Here is a 17267-nt window from a genome sequence, read left to right on the forward strand (position 1 = left end):
CTCCGCTGCTTCGACCCCAGCGGAGTTGGGGAAGACGAGGGGCGGGATCCGACCGAAACGGATACCGCCCCTCGCGCCGTCTCGGGGGAGTGTCGTACCGGACGTTCGGGTCGCCGCATCTGCGATCTCGCGACCGGTTCGTCCGGTACGACGCAGAGGCGGCGGTCAGCGGGCGGCGCGCTTGCCGCCCTTCGGGGCGTTCGGATCGCGCTTGGCCTTCGGCTCGGGGCCGGAGGTGAGGCCCAGGGCCCGCGAGAAGCGGGCGGCCAGCATGAAGGCGAGGAAGAGGCAGCCCATGGCGCCGAGCGCGGCGACGACGAGCAGTGCCCAGGCGCTCGCCTTGCCCTCGTGGCGCGCGGTCGCGCCGAAGTCGATCGCGGCCAGCACCAGGTATGCCCACGCGGCGAAGGCGAGGGCCATGCCGACGAGGTGGACCAGGAGCTCCGGCCGGACACGTGCCTTCTCCCGATCGCCGGCGCGCTTTCCTCCCGTCACGGCGGTCATTGTTCCTGATGGGTGGATGGAATGCCCCGGCAACCCTGGATCCGAGTGTCGCGCCGGCCCGTGCGGCGGTGCCCCGCGCAGTGGTCTGGAGGGGTGCGGACGGCCCCGAAAGGGGCGGTGACCTGCGCAAACGTCGGCCGGAGTGCCCGGGCGAGCAAGTCGTCGTACCCCGGTCTTGCGTCCGTGGTGGCCGGGGCGTACGGTTACCACTACATCTAGTACTTACAACGATGTAGTTCTCCACATCTAGTCCACAGAGCGACGCTATTTCCCTCACAGGGCGAGGCTTGGAGATACACAGAACCATCGCGGTTGTGCACAGGAAACATCCCTCTGTCCACAACCCAGACCCCGGGAGGAGGAGCCGTGCACTGTCCGTACTGCAAGCACAACGACACCAAGGTCCTCGACTCCCGGGTGTCCGAGGACGGCTGCTCGATCCGGCGCCGCCGGGTCTGCCTGTCGCCGGCCTGCGAGAAGCGGTTCACCACCGTCGAGGCCATGCAGCTGACCGTGCTCAAGCGCTCCGGCGCCACCGAGCCGTTCACCCGTGAGAAGGCCGTCGCCGGCGTCCGCAAGGCCTGCAAGGGTCGCCCGGTCGACGAGGACGATCTGGCTCGCCTCGGCCAGGAGGTCGAGGACCAGCTCCGTCTCGCCGGCAGCCCCGAGATCGCCGCCCATGAAGTGGGCCTGGCGATCCTCTCGCCGCTGCGCCGCCTCGACGAGGTGGCGTACCTGAGGTTCGCGTCGGTCTACCGCGGGTTCGAGTCCGCGGCCGACTTCGAGAATGAGATCGCCGCGCTGCGCCTCGAGCGCGCCGCGCTCGAGGCGTCGTCCGATCTTGACGCCCCAGCCCCGACGGGCTGACCACAGACGCCCGGCAGGTAGTGGGGAAGCTGCCTGCCGGGCCACCATCTCGTGCCCTTCCCCCGATTTCGCGAGTTCCACGTGTTCCGACGCACCGCCGCCACCGCACGCACCACCCAGGAGACCAGGAGAGTCATGACCGAGACGGCCAGCAACCAGACCGCAGCAGGCGCCGCATCCGGCAAGGGCCTGAAGATCGAGCGCATCTTCAGTACCGAGGGTGTCCACCCCTACGACGAGATCACCTGGGAGCGCCGCGACGTCGTCCAGACCAACTGGAAGACCGGCGAGACCGTCTTCGAGCAGCTCGGTGTCGAGTTCCCCGACTTCTGGTCGCTGAACGCCTCCACCATCGTCACCACCAAGTACTTCCGCGGCGCGGTCGGCACCCCCGAGCGCGAGCGCGGCCTCAAGCAGCTCATCGACCGGGTCGTCTCGACGTACGTCAAGGCGGGCAAGGAGCACGGCTACTTCGCGACCGCGGCGGACGCGGAGGTCTTCGAGCACGAGCTGACCTGGCTGCTGGCCAACCAGTACTTCTCCTTCAACTCCCCGGTCTGGTTCAACGTCGGCACGACCGCCCCGCAGCAGGTCTCCGCGTGCTTCATCCTCTCGGTCGACGACTCGATGGACTCGATCCTCAACTGGTACAAGGAGGAGGGCTTCATCTTCAAGGGGGGCTCCGGCGCCGGCCTCAACCTCTCCCGGATCCGCTCCTCCAAGGAGCTGCTCAGCAGCGGCGGCACCGCGTCCGGCCCGGTCTCCTTCATGCGCGGCGCCGACGCCTCGGCCGGCACCATCAAGTCGGGCGGCGCGACGCGTCGTGCGGCCAAGATGGTCGTCCTCGACGTCGACCACCCCGACATCGAGGAGTTCGTCGAGACCAAGTGGCGCGAGGAGGACAAGATCCGCGCCCTGCGCGACGCCGGCTTCGACATGGACCTCGGCGGCAAGGACATCACCTCGGTCCAGTACCAGAACGCCAACAACTCGGTGCGCGTCAACGACGAGTTCATGCGCGCGGTCGAGAACGGCACCGAGTTCGGCCTGCGCTCGCGGATGACCGGCGAGGTCATCGAGACCGTCGACGCCCGCAGCCTGTTCCGCAAGATCAGCGAGGCCGCCTGGGCCTGCGCCGACCCGGGCCTGCAGTACGACGACACGATCAACGACTGGCACACCAACCCCGAGACCGGCCGGATCACCGCGTCCAACCCGTGCTCGGAGTACATGTCGCTCGACAACTCCTCGTGCAACCTCGCCTCGCTCAACCTGCTGAAGTTCCTGCGCGACGACGACACCTTCGACGCGCCGCTCTTCGCCAAGGCCGTCGAGCTGATCATCACCGCGATGGACATCTCGATCTGCTTCGCCGACTTCCCGACCGAGCCGATCGGCGAGACCACCCGCAACTACCGCCAGCTCGGCATCGGCTACGCCAACCTGGGCGCGCTGCTGATGGCGATGGGCCTGGGCTACGACTCCGAGGGCGGTCGCGCGATGGCGGCCACCGTCACCTCGCTGATGACCGGCACGTCCTACCGCCGCTCGGCCGAGCTCGCCGCGATCGTCGGTCCCTACAACGGCTACGCCCGCAACGCCGAGGCCCACCAGCGCGTGATGCGCAAGCACCAGGCGGCCAACGACGACGTCCGCACCCTGCACATCGCCGACGCCGAGGTCCACAAGCTGGCCACCGAGGAGTGGGCGAGGGTCGTCGAGCTCGGCAAGACCAACGGCTTCCGCAACGCGCAGGCCTCGGTGCTCGCGCCGACCGGCACCATCGGCTTCATGATGGACTGCGACACCACCGGCATCGAGCCGGACTTCTCCCTGGTGAAGTTCAAGAAGCTCGTCGGCGGCGGCTCGCTGCAGATCGTCAACCAGACCATCCCGCGCGCGCTGAAGAAGCTCGGCTACCAGCCGGAGCAGATCGAGGCGATCGTCGACTACATCGGCGAGCACGGCCACGTCGTCGACGCCCCCGGCCTCAAGCCCGAGCACTACGAGGTCTTCGACACCGCCATGGGCGAGCGCTCGCTCAAGCCGATGGGCCACGTGCTGATGATGGCGGCCTGCCAGCCGTTCCTCTCCGGCGCGATCTCCAAGACCGTCAACCTGCCCGAGTCGGCGTCGGTCGAGGACATCGAGAAGATCTACCTCGAGTCGTGGAAGCTCGGCCTCAAGGCCACCGCGATCTACCGCGACAACTGCAAGGTGGGCCAGCCGCTCGCCGACGGTGGCGGCAAGGCCAAGAAGGACGCCGCCGACGCCGACGCGGCCGCGGCTGCGGAGAAGGTCGTCGAGAAGGTCGTCGAGAAGATCGTCTACGCGCCGACCCGCAAGCGCCTCCCGAAGTCGCGCCAGGCCCGCACCACGTCGTTCACCGTGGCCGGCGCCGAGGGCTACATGACCTCGGGCGCTCACGACGACAACGAGCTCGGCGAGATCTTCCTCAAGCTCGGCAAGCAGGGCTCGACCCTGGCCGGCGTGATGGACGCCTTCTCGATCGCCGTCTCGATCGGCCTGCAGTACGGCGTCCCGCTGGAGACCTACGTCTCGAAGTTCACCAACCTGCGCTTCGAGCCGGCCGGCCTCACCGACGACCCGGACGTCCGGATGGCGCAGTCGATCATGGACTACGTCTTCCGCCGCCTGGCCCTCGACTACCTGTCCTTCGAGCAGCGCTCCGCCCTCGGCATCTACTCCGCCGACGAGCGCCAGCGCCACCTCGAGACCGGCTCCTACGAGCCCGTCGAGGAGACCGGCAACGCCTCCGAGCTGCTCGAGGTCACCCCGGTCGCCAAGGGCGCCCCGGTCGACGACGTCGTCGAGGTCGAGGCCGACGAGGACCCGCTCGCCGGCGCCCCGGTCGTCGAGGCGAAGGTCGCCAAGACCACGGCCGAGCTGCTCGAGCAGATCACCGGCCACGCGGTCGACAGCCCGCTGTGCATGACCTGCGGCACGAAGATGCGTCCCGCCGGCTCGTGCTACGTGTGCGAGGGCTGCGGCAGCACCAGCGGCTGCAGCTGATCCACCGCTGACGACGGCCCGGCTTCCCCTCCTGCGGGGACGCCGGGCCGTCGGTCGTTCTTACGAGGTGGGCCGAGTCGATGGGCTGGTGCCGGGGGATGTGGTCGGTCGTCGGTAGGACATTGGCGGCGGAATGGGCTAGTGCGTGCGGCCATCCAGTCGTGCAGCAGACCCAAGCGCCCGGTGACTAGCTGGCCGCCGAGGCTGGCCAAAGCGCCACGTCCGGCAAGTCGCCCCGCATGTCGGCTGTGCGCTCTACGCTGCGTGACGGCTACCGAAGAAGGATGGGGAGACAACGATGCTGTTGGTGAAGGCGCGAGTACGCGACTACCGGTCGGTGAACGACACAGAGGAGTTTGAGGTTGAACCGACCAAGACTCTGCTCGTTGGCGTGAACGAGGCAGGGAAGACCGCAGTCCTCCGAGCTCTGCAGACCATTCGGATGCCGGAGGGTACCGAACCCCTTGACGCGCTTCGTGATTACCCTCGCTCGCGCTACACCGAGGTCCAGAGTGGGCAGCGCAGCCCAAACGACATCGTTGTCGCCGAGGCGACTTACAAACTTACCGACGTGGAGCGCGCGGGGCTGGCGACATACCACCCGGAGTTGGGTACTGCCGCGCACCTGAAACTCTTTTCGTACATGTCGAACAACGTCCGGTTCAGCCTCGAGGGTGTGCCTTGGACGAAGACCTACGAGCAGATCAGCAAGGACCTGGCCCGCCTCAAGGCACACCTGGCCAAGCAAGCAGACTCCGCCGAGGTTGTTGCCGCGCTCGATGCGCTTACCGCAAAGTTCCAGCCAGGTACGACGCTCGAAGGACCGCGCGCCACGGGACTTGACGAGTGGCTTGAGTCGGCACTGCCGTTGATCGATGAGACCAACGAGACTGAGAACAAGCGGTTCGACACCATCCGTTCAGTGGTGCGCTACCGCAGTGCATACCTCAAGTGCTACAACGGCTACCTCCAGCCGCGCGTGCCGCTCTTCGTCTACTACTCCACGTTCTTCACAGTGAAGCCTCGGATCCATCTTTCTTCGCTGGCGGCACGGCAGGCAAGCGGTGAGGTAGACGAGGAGTACGACTTCGGCAACCTTTGCCTGCTGAAGCTGTGCGGCTTCACCGCCCAAGAGCTGTCGGATCTCGCCAAGGGTGCGCCCGCCGACGTCCCAGCCAACAGCAGTCCCGAGCAGGTTGAAGCGCACAAGCAGGCGGTGGTCGCCTATGAGAAGCAGATTGACCAGCGCCACTATCGCCTCAACGCTGCCAGTGTCGCCCTGACCAAGGACATTCGCCGCGTCTGGGGTGACGAGAACGTAACGCTGCGATTCGTTCCGGACGGACAGTTGCTGAAGGTCGTCGTCGTAGACGACCTCGGCGTCGAGGTGGAACTAGATCAGCGCAGCGAGGGCTTCCGCTGGCTCGTGTCCTTCTTCGTGGTGTTCAAGGCCCAAGCAGCTGACGACCTCGACAACGCCATCCTCCTGCTCGACGAACCCGGCCTCAGCCTGCACGCCCTTAAGCAGCAGGAGTTTCGCAAGACGGTCTCGCTCCTCGCCGAGGACAACCAGATCATTTACACCACTCACTCTCCGTTCATGGTCGGGACCGACGAACTCGACCTCGTCCGGATCATCGAGATGGCCGACCGCGAAACCGGCACCAAGGTGCACACCCGGCTTGTCGTCGACGACCCTCGGTCTGTGTACCCGCTGCAGGCCGCGCTCGGCTATGAACTCGCGCAGAGCCTCTTCGCGCAGAAGCGGAACCTGGTGTGTGAGGGACTCACCGACATGTTCTACGTCGAGGCTCTGAATGCTGCCCAGCAGGATGCGGGCAAGACCGCCCTGCGCGATGGAACCGCACTCGTGCCCGCACAGAGCGCGAGCAAGGTCGTCTACTACTGCACCCTGCTTGTGAGCCAGAAACTAAGGGTCGCGGCCCTGCTCGACTCCGACCAGGCAGGAGAGAAGGCTGCACAGCAGGACGACCTCGTGCATCTGCTCAAGGAGAAGCAGATCCTGCGCACCAAGGACTTTCACACGGGAGCCGTGAGCGGCCCCGAGATTGAGGACCTACTCCGCGACACACTCGTCGCCGTCGCGAGGGACGACCTTGGCTGGGACGTATCTGCAACTGCTAGCCAGCAGCCCGCTCGCCGCATCGTCGACATCTTTGTTGCCGAGATCGCGGACTTCTCGAAGTACCGACTCGCCCGCGCCTTCCTGCGATGGCTGTCTAAGCACGATGTCACCGACCTCACAGTCGACGAGCAGTCAGGTATCGAGGCACTGTTCGTAGGAGCGAACAAGGCGCTGGCGTAGCGAACGCCTCACTCGCGCGCGGATGCCGTTCACCGCGTCCCGGACGAGCACCAGTCGCTCGCTGCGTCGCGACCATGGGTCGATCTGGGCAGAAAGACCTGGGCACAGCGTCGTCGGTCTTCGCGGCGCTGCGTCGCGGCGTCGGCGGCGGGAAAAGACCGACCGGCGCGGAACAAGCCGAAGAAGATTTCGGGGACAATGCTCGAACAAATGTTCGATCTCCTGTATGATGGCCGCAGGCCGTACGGCGGGATGCTCCTGGTGGTCCCGAGGACCTGAGGTCTAGTTCGGTAGGACATGACATGCACCATCCGGGTGCAGAGTCGCTGCGCCAGAGGTGCCTCCTACGGGGCGACACACCTGTTGTTGTCGCGCCCTCGAGGAGTCCGATGTCTGCCAGCTCTGTTGCCCCGTCGCACCCGATCGTGGCGTGCGCTGGTGAGGTACGGGCTGCGTTGGCGGCTGTGGCTGACGTGCAGCCGGTCTTCATGACGGCCCGCGACAAGGAGTCCGCGCTGGTCGAGCTGCACCGGATCGAGGCCGAGGTCGCTGAGCTGAAGTGCCGCGTCCTGGCGGGTGCCGACGACGTCGCGTCCGCGCACGGCGCCCGGGACGCGGCCGCATGGATGGCCTACGCCACCGCGTCCGAGCCGGCTGCCGCGCGCGCCGAGCTGCGTCTGGGGCGGGCGCTGGAGTCCCACCCGGTGATCGCGGCCGGGATGCGCGCCGGGCAGGTGTCGGCGGCGCAGGCGCGAGTGATCGTCGATGCGATCGACGAGCTGCCCGCCGACGTCGGGCCTGACCTTCTGGCGCGGGCGGAGCAGACGCTGGTCGGGTTCGCCGGCCGGCACCGTCCGAGTGAGCTGCGGCGGCTGGGGCGGCGGATCCTCGAGGTGGTCGCGCCCGAGGTCGCCGACGCCCACGAGGGCGAGGAGCTCGAGGCCGAGGAGCGCCGGGCCCGCGAGGCCGCGTCGCTGCGGTTCCGAGACCAGGGCGACGGGCGCACGCGGATCAGCGGAGTGCTGCCGACCTCGGTCACCGACCGCCTCCAGCACTACCTGCAGGCGTACACCTCGCCCCGCCAACGCCCGGAGCGCCCAGGCAGGCCCGACGGGCTCGATGGGTTCGGCGCGAGCGCCACCTCCGCAGCGGGCGAGCGGGTGCCGCAGCACCGGGCCTACGCCCGCGCGTTCGCCGCGCTGCTGGAGCTGCTCGATCCCGACCAGTTGCCCGAGCACGGTGGCGATGCGACCACCGTGCTCGTCACACTGTCCCTCGAGCAGTTGCGCGCCGAGCTCGCCGTGGCCGAGGTGATCGTCGGTGACGGCTGCACGATGATCTCGGCACAGGAGGCTCGGCGGCTGGCCTGCCAGGCCGCGATCATCCCGGCGGTGCTGGGTGGCAATGGTGAGGTCCTCGACCTGGGCCGGGCCCGGCGGTTCCACTCCCGCGCCCAGCGTCGGGCGCTCCGGCTACGTGATCGCCGCTGCCGCGGCGAGGGCTGCACCATCCCGGCCGCCTGGACCGAGGTCCACCACCTCGCCCCCTGGTCCCAAGGGGGCGCCACAGATCTCGACCACGCAGCCTGCCTGTGCAGCCATCATCATCACCTGATCCACGACCGCGCCTACGACCACCACCGCCTCCCCAACGGCGACATCCGCTTCCACCGACGGACGTAGGCCGGCGATCCGGCACTGCGTGCATCGCCGGTCGGCCGGCGCTCGGCATGCCAGAATCTGGCCCATGCACGAGGACTTCGTCATCGCGCGCAATCCGGAGCCGGACTCGACGCTGCCCTACCTGCTGCGGATCCCGCTCGGTGAGGGCATCCTGCTCAAAGCCAAGGACACCTGGCCCCGAACGGCCAAGGTCTACTGCCACCGCTTCTTCGAGGCCTGGCCCGAGGACGCAGAGGTCGTCGAACGCGTGGGTGTTCGCTCCTGCGTCCGGCGGGGCGCCGCCATCGACCTCGTCCTCGAGCGGGGCCGCGAGAACCGCTCCCAGTTCGTCATCACGACCATCCGTGGTGGTCGTCAGGCGGTGTTCTGGCAGACCTCGCGGACCACGAAGCAGGCCCGGCCCCGGGTCGCCGTATCGGCTGCCCGGGCGCAGGGGCTGAGCGACCTGCCGATCGTCGTCGATAGCGCCGAGCGGTACGCGTGGACGTTCTCCGACCAGCAGGCGACCACGCGCCGCCTGGCGTTGCCGGCCGGTGACTACGGGGTGCTCGATGCCGACGGGAAGCTGCTGGCCGCGGTCGAGCGCAAGAGCGCGCAAGATCTGGTCAGCTCGATGACGACCGGAAAGCTGAAGTACCAGCTGACCGAGCTCGCATCCTTGCCGCACGCGGCGATCGTCGTGGAGGCCGGCTATGGCAAGACGCTGCAGCACGACCGGGTCCGGACGGCGGTCATCGCCGACGGCATCGCCGAGACGCAGGTCGCCTTTCCGAGCGTCCCGATCGTGTTCTGCGACAACCGCAGACTCGCCCAGGAATGGGCCTATCGATTTCTCGCTGCGGCCGTCGTCGCTTCGGCGGCCGACGACTTCGGGTCCGGCGCCGTGGCCGGCCTCGCCCCCAGCGCGCCGTTGGCACCGCTGCCGGCGCGCGAGCCGACCGCGGCCGAGCTACGGGCTTGGGCGAACGCGCACGGCCACGAGGTGTCTGCCAACGGCCGCATCCCCGGTGCGATCCGCGCGGCGTGGGAGGCGGCGCAGGCCGACGGCTGACCAGGTACGAGACGCCGCCGGCGCTACGCCTCCAGTCCCGTCGAGTACGGCGCCTGCCCGGCCACGTAGTCCCGGAACCGGGCCGCGGCCGGCTCGAGTGCCCGATCGGTGCGCCAGGTCAGCCCGACGCTGCGGCGGGCGTTCGAGCCGCTGAGCGCGAGGCCGACCGTGCCGGAGATGCCGACGAAGGCCTCCGGGACGACGGCGATGCCGAGGCCGGCGGCGACCAGGCCCTCGATGGTGGCCAGGTCGGCGCTCTCGAAGGAGACGGCGAGCGAGACGCCGGCGTCGGTGAGCAGGCCGTCGACGAGGGTGCGGTAGCCGAAGCCGACGGGGGTGGTGACCAGCTCCTCGCCGGCCAGTTCGCGCAGCTCGATCCGCTTGCGGGTTCGCAGCCGGTGGGTGGGCGGGACGATGACGACGAGCCGCTCGCGCTGCAGGATCAGCCAGCCGTAGTCGCCGTCCGGGCGGACCGAGGTGATGGCGAGGTCGACGGCGCCGGCGGCGAGGTCGCGGCGCATCGCATGGGCGGGCTCCTGGGAGAGCTCGACGCGGACGCCGGGCGCCTCCTGGTGGAAGCCGCGCAGGATCCGGGGGACCAGCGAGGTCGCCATCGAGTCGAGGAACGCGAGCCGGACGATCCCGCGGTCGGGATCGAGGCGGGCCTCGAGCTCGGTGGTCAGCTGGCGGTAGCGGCCGACCAGGTCGCGGGCGGTCTCGACGACGAAGGCGCCGTGGGGCGAGGTCACCAGCCCGTCCGGGACCCGCTCGAAGAGGCGGACGCCGAGCTCGTCCTCGACGCGCGCCAGCGCGCGGGACAGCGTCGGCTGGGTGATGCCGAGGATCGCCGCGGTGTCGGTCACGTGCTGGTGGTCGGCGAGCGCGACCAGCCACTCCAGGTCTCGGATGCGCACGTCGGACATCATACGTAACGCGTATGGAGATCCGCCCTGGATCGCATTGGACGCATGAAGAGCGGAGGCGCACCCTGGTCGGGTGAATGACGTCGTCGGCGTGTCCGTCGCCCCCGGGGAGGGGCATCTTCGAGGATCCGCGGGCTACCGCCGGATCATGGCCGCGATGGTGTGTGCGGGCATGGTCACCTTCGTCCTGCTCTACGACACCCAGGCCCTGCTGCCCGCCTTCCATGACGCCTTCGACGTGACGCCGGCAGGCGCGACGCTGTCGATGTCGCTGACGACGGCCGGCCTGGCGCTCGGCCTGCTGGTCGCGGGCCCGGCGTCCGAGGTGCTCGGCCGGACCCGCCTGATCGTGGGCGCGGTGTGGCTGGCCAGTCTGGTCGCGCTGCTCTGCCCGTTCGCCTGGTCGTGGCACGCGCTGCTGGCGCTTCGCTTCGTCCAGGGCGTGGTGCTGGCCGGGCTGCCGGCCGTCGCGACGGCGTACCTGCGCGAGGAGCTGCACGGCTCGGCCCAGGCGCGGGCGGCCGGCGTCTACATCGGCGGTACGGCGCTCGGCGGCATGATGGGCCGGCTTCTGACCGCCCCGATCACCGACCTGCTCGACTGGCGCTGGGGCCTTGGTGCCGCGGCCCTGCTCTCCCTCGGGTGCGCGCTCGCGGTCACCATGATGCTGCCGCCGTCCCGCAACTTCCGCGGCCGCCGGCGCCAGGACCTCGCGCTCGGCGCGATGTCGCGGGCCGCGCTCGGCGACCCGGCGCTGCGCCGGCTCTACCTCCTCGGCGGCTGCGCGGTCGGCGCGCTGGTCGTGGTCTTCAACGCGCTCGGCTTCCGCCTGGTCGGCGCCCCGCACCACATCAGCCTCGGCGCGATCAGCCTGCTCTATCTCGTCTACCCGCTCGGCACGATCAGCGCGTCGGTCTCCGGCGCGTGGGCCGACCGGCTCGGGCGGCGCGCAGTGCTGCCGATCGGCTGCGTGCTGGCGGTCTTCGGCGTGGCCCTGACGATCTCGTCATCGCTCGTCGCGATCGTGATCGGCCTGGCCTGCCTCACCATGGGATTCTTCGTGGCCCACGGCATCGCGAGCGGCTGGGTCGTCGTCCGGGCGCACGCCGCCGGAGCGAGCGCCAGCCAGGCCGCGGCCTTCTACCTGTGCGCCTACTACATCGGCTCGTCGGTCTTCGGCAGCCTCGGCAGCAGCGCCTGGTCGTCGTACGGCTGGGCGGGGCCGGCGGCGCTCGCGCTGGGGCTGCTCGTGGTGGTCGGGATCCTCAGCCTCAACCTGCGGCACATCCCGGCGATCGTGCCGGCGCGCGCCGAGACCCGGCCGGCCGCGGCCTAGGCCGCGACCGACGTTCTCGGTGCCCCGTCGTCAGGAGCAGCGGGTCTTGTCGAAGGCGACCTTCGGGTCGACCGCCGGGTCGAGTGAGCCGGTGAAGTGGGCGTTCTCGTGGTACGACGTCCCCGCTCCGACACCGGACTTCACGGTGAGGTTGAAGGTGAAGGTGCTGTTGCCGGTCACGCCGTCAGCGGTGTTGAAGTTGCCCCAGACGGTGAACCGACCGCTGGAGGTGCCGCCCTGGTCGAGCACCGCGGAGAAGGTGCCGGTCTGGGTGAACGTCCCGTGGTCCCCGATCGACTCTGCTCCCCGCCCCCGGCGGTGTCGATAGTCAATCCGCGGCCCACGGGACATGAAGGGCCCGACCGGCCTCGTCCTCAGGTACGAGGCCGGCCGGGCCGACCATGGGGGAGTACGGCGCTCAGCGCACCGCCGCGAGGAACTCCCGGGTCCGCTGCTGCTGCGGGTGGGTGATGACGTCGGCCGCCGGGCCGACCTCGACGATCTGGCCGCCGTCGAAGAAGGCGACCCGGTCGGCGACGTCGCGGGCGAAGCCGATCTCGTGGGTGACCACGATCATCGTCATGCCCGTCTCGGCCAGGTTGCGCATGACCGCGAGCACGTCGCCGACGAGCTCGGGGTCGAGCGCCGACGTCGGCTCGTCGAAGAGCATCAGGCTCGGCTGCATGCACAGCGCGCGGGCGATCGCGACGCGCTGCTGCTGGCCGCCCGACAGGCTCTTCGGGTACGAACCGGCCTTCTCCGCGAGCCCGACCTGGGCCAGCAGCCCGAGCGCCCGCTCGCGCACCTGGCGCCGCGGCTGCTTGAGCACCCGGATGGGCGCCTCCATCAGGTTCTCCAGCACCGTCATGTGCGGGAACAGGTTGAAGTGCTGGAACACCATGCCGACCTCGGTGCGCTGTCGGCAGATCTCCTTGTCGCTGAGCTCGTACAGCTTGTTGCCGCGCTGCTCGTAGCCGACGGTGGTGTCGCCGACCCAGAGCCGCCCGCTGTCGATCGCCTCGAGGTGGTTGATGCACCGCAGGAAGGTCGACTTGCCCGAGCCCGACGGGCCGATCAGGCAGAGCACCTCGCCCTGGTCGACGGTCAGGTCGATGCCCTTGAGCACCTCGAGGTTGCCGTACGACTTGCGGACGCCCGCCGCGCGCACCTTCGGCGCGGCCACTGCCGTGGCGCTCATGCCTTGCTCCTCTCGACGGGCGCATGGGTGCGGAAGAACTTCCGGACCTGCTGCCACGGGGTGGGCGGGAGGGTGCGGTTGCCGCGGGCGTAGCGGCGCTCGAGGTAGTACTGGCCCACGCCGAGCACGGTGGTGACCGCGATGTACCAGATGCTCGCGACGATGAGCAGCGGGATCGTCTCGAAGTTCTTCGCGTAGATGATCTGCGCCGAGAACAGCAGCTCGTGCACGGCGAGCACCGACACCAGCGATGTCGTCTTGAGCATGCCGATGACCTCGTTGCCCGTCGGCGGCACGATCACGCGCATCGCCTGCGGGAGCACGATCCGGCGCAGCGTCTGGCCGCGGGTGAGACCGAGCGCGGACGCCGCCTCGTTCTGCCCGTGGTCGACCGAGAGGATGCCGGCGCGCACGATCTCCGACATGTACGCCGCCTCGTTCAGCCCGAGCCCGAGCACGGCCGCGATGAACGGCGTGATCAGGGTGTTGGCGTCGAGGTGGACGCCGGGCAGGCCGAAGCTGATCACCGGGTAGAGCGCGGCCAGGTTGAACCAGAACAGCAGCTGCACCAGGACCGGCGTGCCCCGGAAGAACGAGACGTAGCCGAACGCGAAGGTCCGCACGACGGGGTTCGGGCTGAGCCGCATCACCGCGAGCAGGACGGCCAGCACGATGCCGATCGCCATGCAGACCACGGTGAGGACCAGCGTCATCACCAGGCCGTGGAAGATGGAGACGTCGCGCAGGTAGAGGCTGACGACGTCCCACCCGAACCGCGGGTTGGTGAACACGTCGGCGAGCAGGTAGACGCCCAGGCCGACCAGCACGATCGCGCTGACCCAGCGCAGCGGGTGCCGGCGCGGGACGGTCGTGAGCTCGACGTACTCGCTCGTCGAAGGAACGGACAGGGTGGTCATGTCAGGCCCCGGGCGTGGCGGAGAGGTTGGAGTCCGGGATGTCCCACTTGGCGGTGAGCTTGTTGATCGTGCCGTCGTCGTAGAGCGACTTGACGGCGGCGCTGACGGCGGCGCGCAGGCCCGAGCCCTTGGGCAGCGCGATGCCGGTGGGGCGCGCCTCGTAGATGTCGCCGGGGGCGAGCTCGAACTTCCCGCCGGACAGGGCGCCCTGGTAGGAGACGGCGGTGCTGTCGGCCATCATGCCGTCGACCCGGCCGCTGTTGAGCGCGAGGATCGCGTCGTTCTGCGACGGGAACAGCTCGGGCTGGACGGCGGGCTTGCCGGCGTCGGTGCACAGCTTCGCGATCGCGGGGAGCTGCTCGATCGCCTGGGTGGTGCCCTTCTGGGCGGCGATCTTGTGGCCGCACAGGACCATCGGGTCCATCGACAGCTTCTTCGGGTTGCCCGGCGTGACGGCGATGCCCGCGCCACCTTGGAGGTAGTCGACGAAGTCGACGGTCTTCTGGCGCTCCGGCGTCACCGAGAAGCTGGACTCGGCCATGTCGTAGCGGCCGGCGGCGAGGCCGGGGAGGATCGAGTCGAAGCCGGCGTTGACCAGCTGCACCTCGAGGCCGAGGCGCTCGCCCACGGCGGTCGCGAACTCGGCGTCGAAGCCGATGATCGTCTTGTTGTCGTCGGCGAACATCTGGAACGGCGGGTACGACGCGTCCATCGCAACCGAGATCGTGCCCTTGCTGGCGATGTCGGCGGGAACGAGCTTCGAGGCGGCCTCGTCGACGTTGACGGCGACCTTCTCGGTGGCGTCGGGGACCTTGACCTTGCTGTTGCTGCCCGCGTCGGTCGAGGCGTTGGTGCACGCGCTGAGGCCGACGGCGAGGAGGGCGGCGGTGGCGGCGCCGGTGATCAGTTGCTTCATGGTGGGACTCCAGGTGGTGGGTGAGGGTGGTGCTGCTGCGGGTGCTGCGGTGGGTGTTGTGTGGAGACCGGTCCCGGTCACGACTCCACGAGCTGGCCGTCGCGCGCGATCACGCGACCGTCCTTGACGACCAGGGAGCGGGTGGGGCGCGCGACGACGGCCTCGGCCGCCGTCCGCGCGGGTACGACGACCAGGTCGGCGGGGGCGCCGGCGACCAGGCCGTAGGACTCGAGGCCGACCAGGCGGGCGGCGTTGTGGGTGGCGCAGTCGAGCGCGAGCTCGAGGTCCTCGTCGCGCCGCAGGCCGTTGCGGTAGGCGACGTGCATCGCGCGCTCGATCATGTCGCCGTTGCCGTAGGGGCCCCACAGGTCGCGGATGCCGTCGCTGCCGCAGGCGAGGGTGACCCCGTTCTCTGCGAGCTCGCGCACCGAGGGGACCGGCACGTTGTAGACGGCGGCGGTGATGATCGCGACGCCGGAGTCGGCGAGCATGTCGATGAGGCGGTGCCGCTCGACGTCCGGGACGGTGCCGAGGGCGTCGGCGTGGCTGAGCGCGACCCTGCCCTGCAGGCCGTAGGCGATGGTGCGCTGGGCGACCAGGCCGAACTGCCAGGCGCCGAGGCTGCCCTCGTCGTGCAGGTGGATGTCGATGGAGACGCCGCGGCGGGCGGCGATCTCGAAGAGCGCGTCAAGCTGGCCGAGCGGGTCCTGGTCGACACCGGCGGGGTCGATGCCGCCGAGGCTGGTGGCGCCGGCGTCGATCGCGGCCTCGAGCAGCTCCAGCGTGCCGGGGCGGCGGATCACGCCGTCCTGCGGGAAGGCGACCTGCTCGACGTCGACCAAGCCGCGTACGGCGTCCGCAGCCTTGGCGACCGACTCGATGCCGCCGAGCCCGATGCCGGGGTCGACGTCGGTGTGGGTGCGGACCCGGGTGGTGCCCAGCGCGGCCACGGTGCGCAGCAGGGCGGCGGCGTTGTCGGGGGAGGGGAGGCCGAACTCCTCGCGGCGCTCGCGCTCGTTGGCGATCCGGTCGACGAGCTCGGGGCCCGCCGAGTGCGGCACCCAGGGGCCGCCCCACAGCGTCTTGTCGATGTGGCAGTGGGTGTCGATGAGGCCCGGCAGCACGACCTGGCCGGCCACGTCGACGACGGGGATCTCGGCCGCGGGCGCCTCGGGGAGCGTGCCGGTCGCGACGATCCGCGCGATGCGGCCCTCGTGCACCAGGACGTCCTGGAGCTCGGCGTGGCCGGTCAGCCGAGCCTGGCGGACGAACAGCGAGGCGGTCATGACGCTCCTTGGGTGATGGTATTTGGTATACCGTCGATCGTAGCCTTTCGATGTGGCAAGTGCCACACTGTCCGAGGGGATGGGGTCGGCGGAATGTCGCTCCCGCACCTTTCGTCTCGGATCTGAGACACTGGGGAACCTTCGAAAAGGAGTGCTGATGGCCGTCACGTCGAGTGAGGGGACCCTCGGGTCGCGCTACCGCTCACTGCGCGAGCTGGTGTGCGACAACCTCCGCGACCGGATCATCGAGCACCAGCTCGCCCCGGGCGAGCGGCTGGTGGAGCGCGACCTGGCCGACGCCCTCGACGTGTCGCGCATCGTCGTCCGCGAGGCGATCCACCAGCTCTCGACCGAGGGACTGGTCACGATCCTCCCGCGCCGGGGCGCGCAGGTGGCGGCGCTCGACCCGGTCGACGCCGAGAACCTGTTCGAGGTGCGGATCGGACTGGAGTCGATGGCGGCCGCTGCCGCCGCCGAGCGTCGTACCGACAGCGACCTGGCGCGGTTCGACGACCTGATGGAGCAGGCGCGCGCGGCGACCCGCGACGGCGAGGCCAAGCGGGCGGCGTACCTCAACATGGAGTTCCACCAGGCCGTCGTCGACGCCTCGGGCAACCCGTTGCTGGGCACCATCTTCCGGTCGCTGTCCGGGCGCGCGCTCCAGCTGTTCCGGATCGGCCAGGACCTCGACGCCCACGGTCTGCACGACGACCACGTCGACCTGGTCGACGCCCTGCGCGAGCGCGACGCCGACCGGGCGCGGTCGCTGATGGCCGACCACATCGCCGCCACGCGGGAGAGCACGGTCGAGCGCGTCCGCGCGCTCGCCGAGCGGCGCTGACCGGCCGCCGCGGCCACTACGCTTGCGGCTCGTGACCTTTGAGAACGTGACCCTCGACCCGCAGGCCAATGTCTACTTCGACGGCGCCTGCGTCAGCCACACCTTCTACCTCGCCGACGGCACCCGGAAGTCCGCCGGCGTGATCTTCCCGGCGTCACTCACCTTCGGCACCGCTGCGCCCGAGGTCATGGAGCTCAACGCCGGCGCCTGCCGGATCCGGCTCGCCGGCTCCGAGGAGTGGCGGTCGTACGCCGCGGGCGAGTCGTTCAGCGTGCCGGGCGAGTCGTCCTTCGACATCGAGGTGACCGAGACGCTCGGCTACGTCTGCCACTACGGCTGACCTGGAGAACGACAACGAGTCGTGTGCCTGAGAACCCGCGTGGGCGG

The 17267-nt window shown here is 69.6% G+C and carries 15 protein-coding genes; 8 read left to right on the forward strand and 7 right to left on the reverse strand.

Going from position 1 to position 17267, the window contains the following annotated elements; translation table 11 throughout:
• Positions 1 to 165: 165 nt before the first annotated feature.
• Positions 166 to 495, reverse strand: coding sequence for a hypothetical protein (locus AB4880_RS10735; RefSeq protein ID WP_367919221.1), 330 nt, complete (start codon positions 493 to 495; stop codon positions 166 to 168).
• 375 nt (positions 496 to 870) lie between these two features.
• Here AB4880_RS10735 and nrdR point away from each other — a divergent pair, with 375 nt between their 5' ends.
• The 5 genes from nrdR (at position 871) to AB4880_RS10760 (ending at position 9463) form a co-directional block, all read left to right on the forward strand.
• Complete coding sequence (gene nrdR, locus AB4880_RS10740) at positions 871 to 1371, forward strand: transcriptional regulator NrdR (protein ID WP_367919222.1); 501 nt, start codon at positions 871 to 873, stop codon at positions 1369 to 1371.
• Positions 1372 to 1506: 135 nt separating this feature from the next.
• The gene (locus tag AB4880_RS10745) at positions 1507 to 4404 is read left to right on the forward strand and encodes a vitamin B12-dependent ribonucleotide reductase (protein WP_367919223.1); all 2898 of its coding nucleotides are present in this window, start codon (positions 1507 to 1509) and stop codon (positions 4402 to 4404) included.
• A 298-nt stretch (positions 4405 to 4702) separates the two neighbouring features.
• Positions 4703 to 6730, forward strand: coding sequence for an AAA family ATPase (locus tag AB4880_RS10750; protein WP_367919224.1), 2028 nt, complete (start codon positions 4703 to 4705; stop codon positions 6728 to 6730).
• Positions 6731 to 7194: 464 nt separating this feature from the next.
• Positions 7195 to 8412: an HNH endonuclease signature motif containing protein gene (locus AB4880_RS10755; protein ID WP_367919225.1), complete on the forward strand. Its 1218-nt coding sequence runs from the start codon at positions 7195 to 7197 to the stop codon at positions 8410 to 8412.
• Between the two features lie 64 nt (positions 8413 to 8476).
• On the forward strand, positions 8477 to 9463 hold the full coding sequence (locus tag AB4880_RS10760; protein ID WP_367919226.1) for an ERCC4 domain-containing protein: 987 nt from the start codon (positions 8477 to 8479) through the stop codon (positions 9461 to 9463).
• A 23-nt stretch (positions 9464 to 9486) separates the two neighbouring features.
• On the opposite strand, the gene AB4880_RS10765 is transcribed toward AB4880_RS10760, so the two are convergent.
• Positions 9487 to 10377: a LysR family transcriptional regulator gene (locus AB4880_RS10765; RefSeq protein ID WP_367919227.1), complete on the reverse strand. Its 891-nt coding sequence runs from the start codon at positions 10375 to 10377 to the stop codon at positions 9487 to 9489.
• Positions 10378 to 10459: 82 nt separating this feature from the next.
• Between AB4880_RS10765 and AB4880_RS10770 the strand changes: the two genes are divergently transcribed.
• Positions 10460 to 11722 carry an MFS transporter gene (locus tag AB4880_RS10770; protein ID WP_367919228.1) on the forward strand — a complete coding sequence of 421 codons (1263 nt, stop codon included), beginning with the start codon at positions 10460 to 10462 and terminating at the stop codon, positions 11720 to 11722.
• A 30-nt stretch (positions 11723 to 11752) separates the two neighbouring features.
• Here the strand turns inward: AB4880_RS10770 and AB4880_RS10775 are convergent, their stop codons facing one another.
• From AB4880_RS10775 to AB4880_RS10795, 5 genes are all read right to left on the reverse strand, one after another.
• Positions 11753 to 11971, reverse strand: coding sequence for a hypothetical protein (locus tag AB4880_RS10775; RefSeq protein WP_367919229.1), 219 nt, complete (start codon positions 11969 to 11971; stop codon positions 11753 to 11755).
• A gap of 169 nt (positions 11972 to 12140) precedes the next feature.
• On the reverse strand, positions 12141 to 12920 hold the full coding sequence (locus AB4880_RS10780) for an amino acid ABC transporter ATP-binding protein (RefSeq protein ID WP_367919230.1): 780 nt from the start codon (positions 12918 to 12920) through the stop codon (positions 12141 to 12143).
• Positions 12917 to 13837, reverse strand: a complete 921-nt coding sequence (locus tag AB4880_RS10785) for an amino acid ABC transporter permease (RefSeq protein ID WP_367919231.1) — start codon at positions 13835 to 13837, stop codon at positions 12917 to 12919. The genes AB4880_RS10780 and AB4880_RS10785 overlap by 4 nt, the downstream gene beginning before the upstream one ends.
• Before the next feature lies 1 nt (position 13838).
• Positions 13839 to 14753 (reverse strand): ABC transporter substrate-binding protein, encoded by a 915-nt coding sequence (locus AB4880_RS10790; protein ID WP_367919232.1) that lies wholly within the window; start codon positions 14751 to 14753, stop codon positions 13839 to 13841.
• A gap of 77 nt (positions 14754 to 14830) precedes the next feature.
• A complete protein-coding gene (locus tag AB4880_RS10795; protein WP_367919233.1) occupies positions 14831 to 16039 on the reverse strand; it encodes an amidohydrolase in 1209 nt (402 codons plus the stop codon).
• Positions 16040 to 16196: 157 nt separating this feature from the next.
• Here AB4880_RS10795 and AB4880_RS10800 point away from each other — a divergent pair, with 157 nt between their 5' ends.
• Both AB4880_RS10800 and ppnP read left to right on the forward strand, forming a co-directional pair.
• A complete protein-coding gene (locus AB4880_RS10800) occupies positions 16197 to 16880 on the forward strand; it encodes a GntR family transcriptional regulator (RefSeq protein WP_367919234.1) in 684 nt (227 codons plus the stop codon).
• A 31-nt stretch (positions 16881 to 16911) separates the two neighbouring features.
• Positions 16912 to 17220: a pyrimidine/purine nucleoside phosphorylase gene (gene ppnP, locus AB4880_RS10805; protein WP_367919235.1), complete on the forward strand. Its 309-nt coding sequence runs from the start codon at positions 16912 to 16914 to the stop codon at positions 17218 to 17220.
• Positions 17221 to 17267: the final 47 nt, after the last annotated feature.

It is taken from the genome of Nocardioides ginsengisoli (genome assembly GCF_039537225.1).
Taxonomy (GTDB): domain Bacteria; phylum Actinomycetota; class Actinomycetes; order Propionibacteriales; family Nocardioidaceae; genus Nocardioides; species Nocardioides ginsengisoli.

What these genes read in the sequence shown, in the direction of transcription:
- AB4880_RS10795 (WP_367919233.1), bottom strand. Translation starts at nt 16,039, where the DNA reads ATGACCGCCTCGCTGTTCGTCCGCCAGGCTCGGCTGACCGGCCACGCC.
- AB4880_RS10750 (WP_367919224.1), top strand. Translation starts at nt 4,703, where the DNA reads ATGCTGTTGGTGAAGGCGCGAGTACGCGACTACCGGTCGGTGAACGAC.
- AB4880_RS10760 (WP_367919226.1), top strand. Translation starts at nt 8,477, where the DNA reads ATGCACGAGGACTTCGTCATCGCGCGCAATCCGGAGCCGGACTCGACG.
- AB4880_RS10790 (WP_367919232.1), bottom strand. Translation starts at nt 14,753, where the DNA reads ATGAAGCAACTGATCACCGGCGCCGCCACCGCCGCCCTCCTCGCCGTC.
- AB4880_RS10780 (WP_367919230.1), bottom strand. Translation starts at nt 12,920, where the DNA reads ATGAGCGCCACGGCAGTGGCCGCGCCGAAGGTGCGCGCGGCGGGCGTC.
- AB4880_RS10785 (WP_367919231.1), bottom strand. Translation starts at nt 13,837, where the DNA reads ATGACCACCCTGTCCGTTCCTTCGACGAGCGAGTACGTCGAGCTCACG.
- AB4880_RS10745 (WP_367919223.1), top strand. Translation starts at nt 1,507, where the DNA reads ATGACCGAGACGGCCAGCAACCAGACCGCAGCAGGCGCCGCATCCGGC.
- AB4880_RS10800 (WP_367919234.1), top strand. Translation starts at nt 16,197, where the DNA reads ATGGCCGTCACGTCGAGTGAGGGGACCCTCGGGTCGCGCTACCGCTCA.